Annotated in this window: 12 protein-coding genes; 6 read left to right on the top strand and 6 right to left on the bottom strand. The window is 45.0% G+C overall.

Translation table 11 applies throughout. The features are described 5' to 3' along the window. Positions 1–73: 73 nt before the first annotated feature. The 6 genes from purH (at position 74) to rodA (ending at position 7,389) form a co-directional block, all read left to right on the top strand. The gene (gene purH / locus DW640_RS20205; RefSeq protein WP_117578878.1) at positions 74–1,597 is read left to right on the top strand and encodes a bifunctional phosphoribosylaminoimidazolecarboxamide formyltransferase/IMP cyclohydrolase; all 1,524 of its coding nucleotides are present in this window, start codon (positions 74–76) and stop codon (positions 1,595–1,597) included. Between the two features lie 107 nt (positions 1,598–1,704). After that, a complete protein-coding gene (locus DW640_RS20200) occupies positions 1,705–2,727 on the top strand; it encodes a rod shape-determining protein (protein ID WP_008762747.1) in 1,023 nt (340 codons plus the stop codon). Positions 2,728–2,746: 19 nt separating this feature from the next. Then, positions 2,747–3,589, top strand: coding sequence for a rod shape-determining protein MreC (gene mreC, locus DW640_RS20195; RefSeq protein ID WP_055300351.1), 843 nt, complete (start codon positions 2,747–2,749; stop codon positions 3,587–3,589). Next, positions 3,589–4,086, top strand: a complete 498-nt coding sequence (mreD, locus tag DW640_RS20190; protein ID WP_008762749.1) for a rod shape-determining protein MreD — start codon at positions 3,589–3,591, stop codon at positions 4,084–4,086. The genes mreC and mreD overlap by 1 nt, the downstream gene beginning before the upstream one ends. Positions 4,087–4,088: 2 nt before the next feature. Then, positions 4,089–5,951: a penicillin-binding protein 2 gene (gene mrdA, locus DW640_RS20185; RefSeq protein ID WP_008762750.1), complete on the top strand. Its 1,863-nt coding sequence runs from the start codon at positions 4,089–4,091 to the stop codon at positions 5,949–5,951. Beyond that, on the top strand, positions 5,932–7,389 hold the full coding sequence (gene rodA, locus DW640_RS20180) for a rod shape-determining protein RodA (protein ID WP_048696106.1): 1,458 nt from the start codon (positions 5,932–5,934) through the stop codon (positions 7,387–7,389). Before mrdA ends, rodA begins: the two co-directional genes overlap by 20 nt. Position 7,390: 1 nt before the next feature. On the opposite strand, the gene gldH is transcribed toward rodA, so the two are convergent. From gldH to DW640_RS20150, 6 genes are all read right to left on the bottom strand, one after another. Further along, complete coding sequence (gldH, locus tag DW640_RS20175) at positions 7,391–7,870, bottom strand: gliding motility lipoprotein GldH (RefSeq protein WP_008766923.1); 480 nt, start codon at positions 7,868–7,870, stop codon at positions 7,391–7,393. Continuing rightward, complete coding sequence (ricT, locus tag DW640_RS20170) at positions 7,848–9,383, bottom strand: regulatory iron-sulfur-containing complex subunit RicT (RefSeq protein ID WP_117578877.1); 1,536 nt, start codon at positions 9,381–9,383, stop codon at positions 7,848–7,850. Before ricT ends, gldH begins: the two co-directional genes overlap by 23 nt. Positions 9,384–9,397: 14 nt before the next feature. Then, on the bottom strand, positions 9,398–10,522 hold the full coding sequence (locus tag DW640_RS20165; protein ID WP_048696101.1) for a DNA polymerase III subunit: 1,125 nt from the start codon (positions 10,520–10,522) through the stop codon (positions 9,398–9,400). Position 10,523: 1 nt separating this feature from the next. Next, positions 10,524–11,477, bottom strand: a complete 954-nt coding sequence (gene metF, locus DW640_RS20160; protein WP_008766920.1) for a methylenetetrahydrofolate reductase [NAD(P)H] — start codon at positions 11,475–11,477, stop codon at positions 10,524–10,526. 156 nt (positions 11,478–11,633) lie between these two features. Further along, a complete protein-coding gene (locus DW640_RS20155; RefSeq protein ID WP_055229879.1) occupies positions 11,634–12,164 on the bottom strand; it encodes a hypothetical protein in 531 nt (176 codons plus the stop codon). 253 nt (positions 12,165–12,417) lie between these two features. Beyond that, the gene (locus tag DW640_RS20150; protein ID WP_117578876.1) at positions 12,418–12,930 is read right to left on the bottom strand and encodes a ferritin-like domain-containing protein; all 513 of its coding nucleotides are present in this window, start codon (positions 12,928–12,930) and stop codon (positions 12,418–12,420) included. Between the last annotated feature and the right edge of the window lie 538 nt (positions 12,931–13,468).

The following is a 13,468-nucleotide window of genomic DNA, read 5'->3' as shown; positions in this document are numbered from 1 at the left end:
TCACACCTTATTTATTACGTACGATAAACAATATTTCGTAACTTTGCGCATCAAATACTTAATAAGCAATTCAATGTCAGAGTCTAAAAGAATAAAAACTGCATTGGTATCTGTATACCATAAGGAAGGTTTGGACGAAATTATTACCAAACTTTACGAAGAAGGAGTCGAGTTTCTCTCAACAGGTGGAACTCGTCAGTTTATTGAATCACTAGGATATCCTTGTAAGGCAGTGGAAGATTTGACCACTTATCCTTCAATCCTTGGTGGTAGAGTGAAGACATTACATCCGAAGATTTTTGGAGGTATCCTTTGCCGTCGTGACCTGGAACAGGATATTCAACAGATTGAAAAGTATGAAATCCCCGAAATAGATTTGGTTATTGTCGACCTGTATCCGTTTGAAGCTACCGTGGCTTCCGGCGCATCCGAAGCAGACATCATTGAAAAAATCGATATAGGTGGAATCTCTTTGATTCGTGCTGCTGCCAAGAACTATAACGATGTCATCATCGTGGCTTCTCAGGCACAATATAAGCCATTGCTGGATATGCTGATGGAACATGGCGCTACTTCTTCACTCGAAGAACGTCGCTGGATGGCAAAAGAAGCGTTTGCCGTTTCTTCTCACTACGACTCAGCTATCTTCAATTATTTCGATGCCGGCGAAGGTTCTGCTTTCCGTTGTTCGGTAAACAACCAGAAGCAACTCCGTTACGGTGAAAATCCTCATCAGAAAGGTTATTTCTACGGAAATCTGGACGCTATGTTCGATCAGATTCACGGTAAGGAAATCTCTTATAACAACCTGCTGGACATCAATGCTGCCGTTGATCTGATCGACGAATACGAAGATTTGACTTTCGCTATCCTGAAACATAATAATGCTTGTGGCCTGGCTTCTCGTTCAACTGTATTGGAAGCATGGACAGACGCGTTGGCCGGTGATCCCGTTTCCGCTTTCGGAGGCGTATTGATTACTAACGGAGTGATTGACAAGGCAGCAGCCGAAGAGATCAACAAGATATTCTTCGAAGTGATTATCGCGCCGGACTATGACGTAGACGCGCTCGAAATTCTGGGACAGAAAAAGAACCGCATCATCCTGGTTCGCAAAGAAGCCAAACTGCCGAAGAAACAGTTCCGTGCTTTGCTGAACGGTGTATTGGTGCAGGACAAAGATATGAATATTGAAACGGTTGCCGATCTGAGAACTGTGACAGACAAAGCTCCTACTCCGGAAGAAGTGGAAGATATGTTGTTTGCCAACAAGATTGTTAAGAACAGCAAGTCGAACGCTATCGTGCTGGCAAAAGGCAAACAGCTTCTTGCAAGCGGTGTGGGACAGACTTCACGGGTAGACGCCTTGAAGCAAGCGATTGAAAAAGCCAAATCATTCGGATTCGATCTGAACGGTGCGGTAATGGCTTCAGATGCTTTCTTCCCCTTCCCGGATTGCGTAGAAATAGCAGACAAAGAAGGTATTACGGCAGTCATCCAGCCGGGCGGCTCGGTGAAAGACGATCTTACTTTTGCTTACTGCAACGAGCACGGTATGGCGATGGTGACCACCGGTATCCGTCATTTTAAACATTAAAAACAGGTATTGAGTATTAGGTATTAAGTATTAACCTTGCGGATAAGGCAGTCTACTTTATACCTAATATTTAATACCTAATACTTAATACTTAATACTTTATATTAATGGGATTATTCTCTTTTACACAAGAAATAGCGATGGACTTGGGGACAGCCAATACCATCATCATCACAAACGGGAAAATTGTGGTGGATGAGCCTTCGGTTGTGGCCTTGGATCGCCGTACAGATAAGATGATCGCCGTTGGGGAAAAGGCGAAGTTGATGCACGAAAAGACCCACGAAAATATACGTACTATTCGTCCGTTGAGGGATGGAGTGATCGCCGACTTCTATGCTTGCGAGCAAATGATGCGCGGTTTGATTAAGCAGGTAAATACTCGTAATCACTTGTTTTCGCCGTCACTTCGTATGGTGATCGGTGTACCGTCGGGAAGTACGGAAGTAGAACTCCGTGCCGTTCGTGACTCAGCCGAGCATGCCGGTGGGCGTGACGTCTATCTGATATTCGAACCGATGGCTGCGGCAATCGGTATCGGTATTGATGTAGAAGCGCCCGAAGGAAACATGATCGTGGATATAGGTGGTGGGTCTACGGAAATTGCCGTTATCTCTTTGGGAGGTATCGTTTCCAACAACTCTATCCGTATCGCCGGTGATGATCTGACTGCGGATATCCAGGAATACATGAGCCGTCAGCATAATGTGAAAGTCAGCGAACGTATGGCAGAACGTATTAAGATCAACGTAGGTGCCGCACTGACCGAGCTTGGCGATGACGCTCCGGAAGATTACATCGTTCATGGACCGAACCGTATCACAGCTCTTCCGATGGAAGTGCCCGTATGTTATCAGGAAGTGGCTCACTGTCTGGAGAAATCCATCTCCAAGGTTGAAACAGCCATCTTGAGTGCATTGGAAAATACGCCGCCCGAACTGTATGCGGATATTGTACACAACGGTATTTATCTTGCCGGTGGTGGTGCATTGCTTCGCGGACTGGACAAGCGTTTGACAGATAAAATTAACATACCTTTCCACATTGCTGAAGATCCTTTGCACGCAGTAGCCAAAGGTACGGGTGTGGCATTAAAGAATGTAGACCGTTTCTCTTTCTTGATGAGATAAATAATACGGATCATTATTCATGCGGAATTTAATAAACTTCCTTTTGAAATACAATTACTGGTTCCTCTTCATCGTATTAGAGGTAGCCAGTTTTGTTTTGTTATTTCGGTTCAACAACTATCAGCAGAGTACTTTTTTTACATCTGCCAATGTCGTTGTGGGGGCAGTTTATGAAGTTTCGGGAGGAATAAGCTCTTATTTCCATCTCAAATCGGTCAACGCAGACTTGCTGGATCGTAATATGGCGCTCGAACAGCAGATCACTAATCTGGAAAAGGCGTTGCGGGAGCATCAGGTTGATTCGGCCACTGTAAACAGCATCAGGGAGATACCTCTGACAGATTATCGGTTGTTCAAGGCACACGTCATTAAGAACAGTCTGAATCAGGCGGATAATTATATAACGCTCGATCAGGGTTCTTCTTCCGGCATCCGTCCCGAAATGGGAGTGGTGGACGGAAACGGAATAGTGGGCATTGTCTATGAAACCTCCTCTTCGTATTCACTCGTGATTTCGGTATTGAACAGCAAGTCAAATATTAGTTGCAAGATTGTCGGAAGTGACTACTTTGGTTATCTGAAGTGGGAGCATGGAGATTCCCGTTATGCGTATCTGAAAGATTTGCCTCGTCATGCAGAGTTTAATCTGGGTGATACGGTGGTGACAAGCGGCTTCTCTACCGTATTCCCTGAAGGAATTATGGTAGGAACAGTCGATGATATGTCCGATTCGCACGACGGATTGTCTTATTTGTTGAAAATCAAGTTGGCTACCGATTTCGGCAAGGTGAGTGATGTGCGGGTGATAGCCCGGAACGGTCAGCAGGAACAGAAAGAACTGGAAAATAAGGCTGTGAAATAATGATAATTACCTATATACATAGAATCGGATGGTTTATCGGGCTGGTACTTCTTCAGGTGCTGATCCTGAATAACGTACATATTGCCGGATATGCTACTCCCTTTCTCTACATTTACTTTATACTGAAATTCGCTTCCGGAACTTCCCGGAATGAGTTGATGTTGTGGGCTTTCTTCTTCGGACTAACCATTGATATCTTTGCCGATACTCCGGGGATGAATGCTGCGGCAACCGTGCTGCTGGCTTTCCTTCGTCCGTCCTTGCTGCGCCTGTTTACTCCGCGTGACAATCTGGACAGTATCATCCCTTCTTTCAAGAGCATGGGCATCACTCCTTTCCTGAAATATACCACGGCAAGTGTTTTTGTCCATAGCCTGGCATTACTCAGCATTGAGTTCTTCTCATTTACCAGCATCTGGCTGTTGTTATTGCGGGTGATTTCGTGCACCCTTCTGACTTTAACCTGCATTCTTGCTGTAGAAGGAATAAGGAGATAGGAATGGCAAAAGACTATAGATTAGAAAAGCGGAAATTTGTTATCGGGGGGATTGCTTTAACTATTGTGTTGATTTATCTGATACGCCTCTTTGTATTGCAGATAACGACAGACGACTACAAGAAGAATGCCGACAGCAATGCTTTCCTGAATAAAATTCAATATCCCTCACGGGGTGCTATTTACGACCGTAACGGCAAACTGCTGGTATTCAACCAGCCGGCCTATGACATCACTCTTGTCCCGAAAGAGGTCGAAAATCTGGATACACTCGATTTATGTGAGTCGTTGGGCATTACTCGTGCTCAGTTCCTTAAGATCATGAGTGATATGAGAGACCGCCGCCGCAATCCGGGATATTCCCGATATACCAACCAGCTGTTCATGTCACAACTCTCTGCGGAGGAGTGCGGTGTCTTCCAGGAGAAACTGTTCAAGTTTCCCGGTTTTTATATTCAGCGGCGTACGATCCGGCAATATTCATACAATGCTGCCGCCCATGCTTTGGGGGATATCGGTGAGGTATCCGTTAAAGATATGGAGGCGGATGAAGAGGGATACTACATCCGCGGAGATTATGTAGGAAAACTGGGAGTTGAAAGATCGTACGAGAAATACCTGCGTGGAGAAAAGGGAGTAGAGATTCTGTTGCGCGATGCGCATGGACGTATCCAGGGACGTTATATGGACGGAGAGTATGACCGTCCTTCCATTCCGGGCAAGAATCTGACTCTGAGTCTCGACATCGATTTGCAGATATTAGGCGAACGGTTATTGAAAAATAAGATTGGAAGTATCGTAGCTATCGAACCGGAAACCGGAGAAATCCTTTGTCTGGTTTCTTCTCCGAATTATGATCCGCATCTGATGATTGGTCGTCAGCGTGGCAAGAACCATCTGATGCTGCAACGCGATAAACAGAAACCGTTGCTCAATCGTGCGTTGATGGGAGTCTATCCTCCGGGGTCAACTTTCAAGACGGCACAGGGACTGACCTTCCTGCAAGAAGGAATCATTACCGAGCAAAGTCCTTCTTTCCCCTGTTCTCGTGGTTTCCATTATGGGCGTCTGACAGTGGGATGTCATGCTCACGGCTCACCTTTGCCATTGATTCCGGCTATTGCGACTTCTTGCAATTCCTATTTCTGTTGGGGGCTGTTCCGTATGTTCGGCGATCGCAAGTACGGTTCACCGCAGAATGCCATCACAGTTTGGAAAGATCACATGGTTTCTCAGGGATTCGGCTATAAGTTAGGAGTTGATTTGCCCGGAGAGAAACGGGGCTTGATACCGAACGCGCAATTTTATGACAAGGCTTATCGTGGACACTGGAACGGACTGACGGTCATCAGTATCTCCATCGGACAAGGTGAAATTCTGTCTACCCCTCTTCAGATAGCTAACTTAGGGGCAACGATTGCCAATCGCGGACATTTTACAACACCACATATTGTGAAGGAAATTCAGGATGCGCAGTTGGATAGCATTTATCGACATCCACGCAACACAACCATAGAGCGAAGACATTATGAATCTGTGGTAGAAGGAATGCGTGCTGCTGCCACCGGAGGTACTTGCCGTATGCTGTCCGTGATGGTGCCGGAACTTGAAGCCTGCGGAAAGACAGGAACAGCGCAGAATCGCGGACATGACCATTCGGTGTTTATGGGCTTTGCTCCGATGAACCAGCCTAAGATCGCCATTGCCGTATATGTAGAGAATGGAGGTTGGGGAGCGACTTATGGAGTGCCGATCGGTGCATTGATGATGGAACAATATATGAAAGGGAAGTTGTCGCCCGAGAATGAGTTAAGAGCAGAAGAAATCAGTAACAGAATCATCTTATATGGTAACGAGGAACGATAGTTTGTGGAAAACACTGGATTGGGTAACGATTGGTATCTATCTGCTTTTGATTGTCGGCGGATGGTTCAGCGTTTGCGGTGCCAGCTATGACTATGGCGATCGTGACTTCTTTGATTTCTCTACCCGTGCCGGAAAGCAGTTTGTATGGATTATCTGCTCCTTTGGTTTGGGATTTGTTTTGCTGATGCTGGAAGACCGGATGTATGATATGTTCGCGTACATTATATATGTAGGGATGATTGTGCTGCTTATTGTTACCATCTTTATCGCACCGGATACGAAAGGATCGCGTTCTTGGCTGGTGATGGGACCGGTCAGCCTGCAACCCGCCGAGTTTGCCAAGTTTGCTACGGCACTGGCGCTGGCGAAATATATGAACTCATACTCATTCAGCATAAAGAAAGAAAAGTGTGCCTTCGTCTTGGGCTTTATCATTCTTCTTCCGATGCTCCTGATTATCGGACAGCGGGAGACGGGGTCAGCATTAGTCTATCTTGCCTTCTTTTTGGTGCTTTATCGGGAAGGAATGCCCGGTGTAGTGCTTTTTGCCGGTTTGTGTGCAGTGATTTACTTTGTTGTCGGCATCCGTTTTGACGAGGTCTTTATTGCCGATACTCCCACACCGTTGGGCGAATTTATCGTGTTGTTATTGATTCTGTTGTTTGCCGGAGGAATGGTATGGGTGTACCCCAAAAAGTGGGAACCCACACGGAACATTATCGGAGGAAGCCTGATCATTCTGCTTATCGCATATTTAATATCGGAATACGGAATACACTTCAGTCTGGTATGGGTGCAATGGGGGCTTTGTGTTCTTGTGGTAGGTTATCTGCTCTATCTGGCATTGAGAGAGCGTCAACGTTCCTATTTCCTGATTGCCCTGTTTGCCATCGGCTCTATCGGCTTTCTGTATTCCAGTAACTACGTATTTGATAACATCTTGGAATCCCATCAGCAAATCCGTATCAAGGTTGTACTCGGTATGGAAGAAGACCTGACGGGAGCAGGATATAATGTCAATCAGTCAAAGATAGCCATCGGTTCCGGTGGATTGACCGGAAAAGGCTTTCTGAATGGCACACAGACGAAACTGAAATATGTGCCCGAACAAGATACTGACTTTATCTTCTGCACAGTGGGAGAGGAGCAGGGATTTGTCGGTTCGGCTGCTGTTCTGTTGGCTTTCCTTATATTGATTCTGAGACTGATTGCTTTATCCGAGCGGCAGACTTCCACTTTTGCACGTGTCTATGGATATTCCGTTGTCAGTATTTTCCTTTTCCATCTTTTTATTAATGTCGGGATGGTGCTTGGGCTGACTCCGGTAATTGGTATTCCTTTGCCGTTCTTCAGTTACGGAGGTTCTTCCTTGTGGGGATTCACCATTTTATTGTTTATCTTCCTGAGGCTGGATGCCGGAAGAGGCAGAAGGCTTTAATCTATTCTCCTTGTTTTTCAATCCGGATACCGACGTCATTGAGTCCGGTTAATTTCTCATCCTGCATTCCGTGCACAATCTTAACTGTGTAGTTTCCGGGATGCAGCGGGCGGACAGATTTGACAAAAACTGCTGTTTGATAGATACTTCCCCACCCATTGCCTGTCCATCTTCCTGTGGAATCAGCCAGGTTGACCGCTATCGTGTCAGTGCGCCATACTGTGGAGTCGAGCAGATTCTCATGAATGAATAAGTAAAGGTTGCGGTAAGGGTATTCACTTCTGTTGCGAACTTCCGCAAATAATCTGAGTGTACCAGGAATGCTGTCCGTAACAGGACACTGAAAAGAGAGTGTATCACTCTTTCCCCATCCCTCATTGGGCAGGGACTGGTAGGAGTGATACACGGTATTTTCATTACAGGCTGCCATGAGGCAGGCACCGAATAAACAAAATAAGCTATTCCTGAGCAGGCTTTTCATTATTTTGCGGTTTCTCTTGATTCGAATTTCTTTCAGGTCTGGGAATACGTTCCTGGTTGGGTTGTCTTCCTTGTTCCTGCGGGCGTTCCTGATTTTGAGGACGTTCCTGTTTGGGTTGCCGTTCTCTATTCTGCGGACGCTCTTGATTCTGCGGACGGTTCGGATTCTGTGGACGTTCCTGATTCTGTCCTCTTTCCGGACGTCTGTTCTCATTATTCCGTCCTTGATTCTGTCCTCTGTTCCGGTTATTATTGTTATTGTTTCTCGGACGATTTTCTCTGTCTCCTCTTTCTCCTCTGTTGCCGTTCTCTGACGGTTGGGGACGATTCTCGTTCTCCCCCCTCTGAGGTTGCTGCGGACGATTTCCACCTTCGGCCTGTGCCTGCGGGCGGTTGTCATTATTTCCTTTTCTCTTCTTCTTGTTCCGGTTACCGTTGTTTCCGTCCTTATTATTTCGGTTACGGTCGAAGCGGGTGAGGCTTTCCTGTTCCAGCAAGTCAATCGGCTTTTTGGATTCTTGCTTCACTTCAGCTTCGAGCAGACTATCCGGTTTCATTCCTTTCTTGTTCATGGCAATCACCTCAAAGGCACGTTTTCCACTGATTGTTACCAGGTTGGCGGGGAAGTTCTTGTCCGTAGAGTAAGAAACATGATTACTCAGAATATCAGCTTTGAAGAAGTAGAAAGTGCCGTCCTTTGTTTCCAGTTCGATTTCTCTGGAAGGAAGGCGTTTCTGAGCTTCCACATAGCAGTCCACCTCATAGTTGAGACAACACTTTAACTTGGCGCACTGTCCGGCAAGCTTTTGAGGATTCAGTGAAATGTCCTGAAAGCGGGCGGCACTTGTAGATACCGACACAAAGCTCGTCATCCATGTAGCGCAGCAAAGCTCCCGTCCGCAAGGACCGATACCTCCGATACGTCCCGCTTCCTGTCGTGCACCGATCTGTTTCATTTCAATGCGGACACGGAAAGCTTCGGCAAGTACCTTAATCAGTTGGCGGAAGTCCACACGTTCGTCAGCAATGTAGTAGAAAATAGCCTTATTGCCGTCGCCCTGATATTCCACATCACCGATTTTCATATCCAGGTTCAGGTTCAGTGCGATCTGGCGGGCACGGATCATGGTCGCATGTTCCTTCGCTTTCGCTTCGTTGAATTTCTCCATATCCACCGGCTTCGCTTTCCGGTAGATTCTTTTTATTTCAACATCAGTCTTGAAGTTGGCCTTCTTCATTTGCAGTGGGACGAGTCTTCCCGTCAGGGTCACGACACCGATGTCATGCCCCGGAGCAGCTTCTACGGCAACGATGTCTCCCTTTTCCAGTTTGATTTTGTTGCTGTTGCGGTAATAGCCCTTTCGGGTGTTTTTAAATTGTACTTCCACCATATCACACTCTTCCGCGTTGCCTGGTATGTCTGCCAGCCAATCATAAGTGTTCAGTTTCTTATCTTGTCGGGAGCATCCTTTGCAGCAAAGACCGCCGCTCCCATTATGAAGCTTATATTCCATAGTTTATATATTTATTATTGCTTCAACAGTACGATCATCTTCAGTGAGAAGTCGAAGAATACCATCTTGGCATTTACATTTTGTTCTATATGTAGTTGCGCTTCGCTTAGTTCATCCATGATGCCCATTACGTTCCTTTCGTTGACGAAAGGAGCAAAGCGAGAGGCGAAATTCTGTTCGTTGATTGTCATGTATGTCAGATCACGCTGATGGAGATTGAATATAAAGTTTTCGCGGATCATGCGCTGACAGTATTCCAGAAAGTTCTTCTGGCGTTCACGTCCCATGCCGGCAACCTGTTCGCTCCAAAGCTTCATTTCCCTGATTTTCCGTTGATAGGACAATCGCATCAGGCTGACAAATAAGTCGAAGAAGAGCTGATTCTCTTCATTCAGATGAATAGTTTCCAGTGCTTTGATAAAGTTCCCGTTTGCCAGATGGGCAATGGAAAGGCTGTCGGCAGGTTGGATACCGTATTTGGACTGCAATACGCGGTCGATGGCCGGCTCGTCTATTTTTCGCACGTTCATGCGTTGAGTACGGCTCAGAATGGTAGGCAGAATCATTTCCGGAGCTTCCGATACGAGCAGGAAGATGGTTTTCTCAGGTGGCTCTTCGAGCAATTTCAATAATTTGTTGGCACATACCGGATGCATCTTTTCGGGCAACCAGAGAATCGTGATCTTGAATCCTCCTTCGCTCGATTTGAGGCTGAGTTTCTTCAGAATTTCATCGCTTTCTTTCGCGTAGATGATGGCCTGTGCATTCTCGGCATCCATTTCTCTCAGCCAGTGATTCAGGTTGAAGTACGGATTCTTCAGAACGAATGGTCTCCAGTCGGCGATATAGTCATCGCACACTTCCCGTTTCCCTTTAGAACTTTTCACGATGGGGAATACGAAATGTACGTCCGGATGTACCAGTTTATTGAATTTCACACACGACGGACATACTCCGCAGGCATCCGTCTCACCCCGGTTGGTGCAACTGATGTAGCGGGCATAAGCGATAGCCAGCGGCATCTTACCGACTCCTTCGGGGCCACAGATCAGTTGGGCATGCGGTATGCGCCCTTCACTCACTTCCTGAATGAGTCGTTGCTTGATTTCTTCTTGTCCGATTACGTCTCTGAAAAACATATCAATAAATGATTTTAGCCACTTCTTTGATACTGTCCACTGCTCCGATGGAGTAGAAGTGGATGCTTGGCACTCCATGTGCCATTAACTCTTTGCATTGGGCGACACACCATTCGATACCAACCTGTTCGGCTTCCTTGTCGTTCTTGCATTTCAAAGCCTCCTTGACCAAATCTTCCGGCAAGTCTACTTTGAATGTCTTGGGCACCATGCTGAGTTGAGATAACTTCTTGAATGGCTTGATGCCCGGAATGATAGGTACATTGATACCTGCTGCCTTCGCTTGCTCTACAAATTCGAAGTATTTCTTATTGTCGTAGAATAACTGTGTCACAGCATATTCCGCACCTGCTTCTACTTTCTTTTTCAGCCAGAAGAGATCGGATTCGATGTTGGGAGCCTCCTCGTGCTTCTCCGGATAGCAAGCCACACCGTAGGAGAACGGGCTGTTGGTTACTTTCATCTCCGAACCGTCTACAAAGATTCCCTTATTGAAGTTATTGATTTGCTCCTGCAACTCGATAGCATGATGGTATCCGTCGCCCTCGGGAGTGAATACTGATTCATGTTTGGCCTTATCTCCCCGAAGTACCAGCAGATCGGTGATATTGAGGAATTGCAGGTCGAGCAGTACATATTCGGTTTCTTCACGGGTGAAGCCGCTGCACAGTATGTGCGGAACCACCGTTATATTATACTTGTTCTGGATAGCGGCAGCTACGGCAACAGTCCCCGGGCGTCTTCTCAGCCGGTTTCGCTGGAAAAGTCCGTTGCCCAGATCCTTATATACGTATTCGCTGCGATGCGTGGTGATATTGATATATTTCGGATCAAACTCCCGAAGGGTATCGACAGTCTGATACAGCTTTTCGATGCCTGTACCTTTCAGTGGAGGAAGGATTTCGAAAGAGAAAGCTGTTTTTTCGCTGTTATGTATTAAATCAATTACTCTCATTCTTTTTCGTTGATGTTCGTTGTCTACTTGAATTAAACGTGCATATTGGGACAAAAATACGAAAAAAGAAAGATTTCTTCTTGATTTGTTTGAAAATAGTTTGGTTTTTATCGCACTATTACATAAAAGTGGGGATGGATAAAATAAAACGGACCCTTATTTAGAGTGTTCCAGGAAATTCTCCAGAGCGGCGATCTTGTCATTCCGCAGATATTGCATATCCATGACCGGAATGTAGCTGTAAGGGATAAACTGTAACAATCTCACTGCTGCGAATTTCTTGTCAGCCGACATGAGGACATCCAGCCGAAGATTTCCGCCTGTTCCTTTCTCAATATTGATATTGTTAGAAAAATTGCCTGATTCGATCATTTCTTTCAATGGTTCAAGGTATTTCAGATTGAAAGAATAGTTCTTCTCTTTGATCACGCTTTTAGTCGGCAGATATCTCATTTCCCTGGAACGGAATTTAAGTTGGTATATACCAAGCAGACAGAGTAATATATTGCCGATAAGATACAATATGCTATCTAAAGAAATGCCGTCCATAATGAGGAGGATCGCTTCAGGTAAGTGAAATAATCCTATTAATAAAACAATAACTCCGATGATTGTTTTTTTTACGTTGAATCGTTGTCTGATATCCTGATTGGATGAACTATCAGTTCTTGATAATTGATTTGCCATAGTCTTTTCTTTTTATACTCTTTATACCTGTTTTCTATGCACTTTATGATTAAGTGTGGTTGCAAAGGTAGGAGGAATCAACTGAAATGCGGTGTTCCAATCAGGACGAAAATTGTTCAAAAGGAGTTTAAAGGAGTATAAACTTTGGGGGCGTTTTCGCATATATTTGTGAAAAAAGGCAATCTTGAAGAGAGAATGTTTTGATATTCTCTTTTTAAGACTGCCTTTCGCTCATTCTCTGACGAGTCGGAAATTACTTGTCGAGAAATGATTTTTTCATTCTGGCAATGTCAGTCAGGTAATCCTGAAGATCTTGTTCATGCTCTTCTTCTTCAGCAAGGATATGCTTGGCAATGTCGCAGGTAGTGAAATCTTTTCCATTGGTAAAGTCAGCAATTTCCTGATAACGCAGTATTGCGCAACGCTCAGAAGCTACATTATCTTTTAGCAGACTTACAGAATCAAATCCTTGGGGAGCATCATATTTGCATCTTGTCAGTTCGAACCATTTCTTCGGGTCCAATACGGGTACTCCTTCTAGTTCGATAATGCGGTCGGCAAGCAGTTGCGCATGTCTGCGTTCTTCTTCTGCATGTTCTTCGAACTCGCCTTGTACGTCTGCACGCATAGCGCCTTCTACTACCAATGCACCTACCCAATACTGGTAGTATGCTAGCCATTCTTCAGACAATGCTGCATTCAACTGTGAAATCAAGCTTTCTACATCAAGCTTTCCTTGTAAGATTTTTACGCTTTCTCTAGCCATAATTTAAAAGTTTAGGTTACTATATTCAAGTCGGGTATGTAACAGACAGATGACCTTTTTGTTTGAGATTGCGGAGTGATTTAACAGTGATTTTATATATAGACGAAACATGTAAGCATTGAAAAGAAGTTTTTCCTGTAATACATATGTGTGCAAGATGGAAAAAATACTAATGTCATTTTCGATCAGATTAGAATTATCTATATTTGTCACGTACGGAAGGAATGCCGGATTCTTAATTATTTCCACTGTGTATTGGGCGAAGATGGTTGCTTTTTATATAGAAAACAATAAAAGTCTGATGAATGTATCTGTAGCGCGAGTCAAAGATTTCTGCTTTGTATTCGGTAGCCGAATATGTTGCTTCATTCCGAATCAAGCATAACCGGATTGCTAAAACAAATGACAGAAGAATCAATTGCAAACTCAAACAGCTTACGCTGCTTTCTCCACAGTAATTCAACGCGACTTTTGCTCTCATGCTCTAACAATTTGTCTGCATCCCTTTATTCATCTTAGTTTCAGGTATGGCAGCAAG

The sequence above is a fragment of the Bacteroides sp. AM23-12 genome (genome assembly GCF_003434395.1).
Lineage (GTDB): Bacteria > Bacteroidota > Bacteroidia > Bacteroidales > Bacteroidaceae > Bacteroides > Bacteroides thetaiotaomicron.
Note: the sequence above shows the minus strand (reverse complement) of the source record. Positions and strands in the feature narration are given on the sequence as shown.

Coding starts and splice junctions, on each gene's coding strand:
- DW640_RS20150 (WP_117578876.1), bottom strand. CDS start 12,930: ATGGCTAGAGAAAGCGTAAAAATCTTACAAGGAAAGCTTGATGTAGAA.
- mrdA (WP_008762750.1), top strand. CDS start 4,089: ATGGCAAAAGACTATAGATTAGAAAAGCGGAAATTTGTTATCGGGGGG.
- rodA (WP_048696106.1), top strand. CDS start 5,932: ATGGTAACGAGGAACGATAGTTTGTGGAAAACACTGGATTGGGTAACG.
- DW640_RS20200 (WP_008762747.1), top strand. CDS start 1,705: ATGGGATTATTCTCTTTTACACAAGAAATAGCGATGGACTTGGGGACA.
- DW640_RS20165 (WP_048696101.1), bottom strand. CDS start 10,522: ATGTTTTTCAGAGACGTAATCGGACAAGAAGAAATCAAGCAACGACTC.
- ricT (WP_117578877.1), bottom strand. CDS start 9,383: ATGGAATATAAGCTTCATAATGGGAGCGGCGGTCTTTGCTGCAAAGGA.
- mreC (WP_055300351.1), top strand. CDS start 2,747: ATGCGGAATTTAATAAACTTCCTTTTGAAATACAATTACTGGTTCCTC.
- metF (WP_008766920.1), bottom strand. CDS start 11,477: ATGAGAGTAATTGATTTAATACATAACAGCGAAAAAACAGCTTTCTCT.
- mreD (WP_008762749.1), top strand. CDS start 3,589: ATGATAATTACCTATATACATAGAATCGGATGGTTTATCGGGCTGGTA.
- gldH (WP_008766923.1), bottom strand. CDS start 7,870: ATGAAAAGCCTGCTCAGGAATAGCTTATTTTGTTTATTCGGTGCCTGC.
- purH (WP_117578878.1), top strand. CDS start 74: ATGTCAGAGTCTAAAAGAATAAAAACTGCATTGGTATCTGTATACCAT.
- DW640_RS20155 (WP_055229879.1), bottom strand. CDS start 12,164: ATGGCAAATCAATTATCAAGAACTGATAGTTCATCCAATCAGGATATC.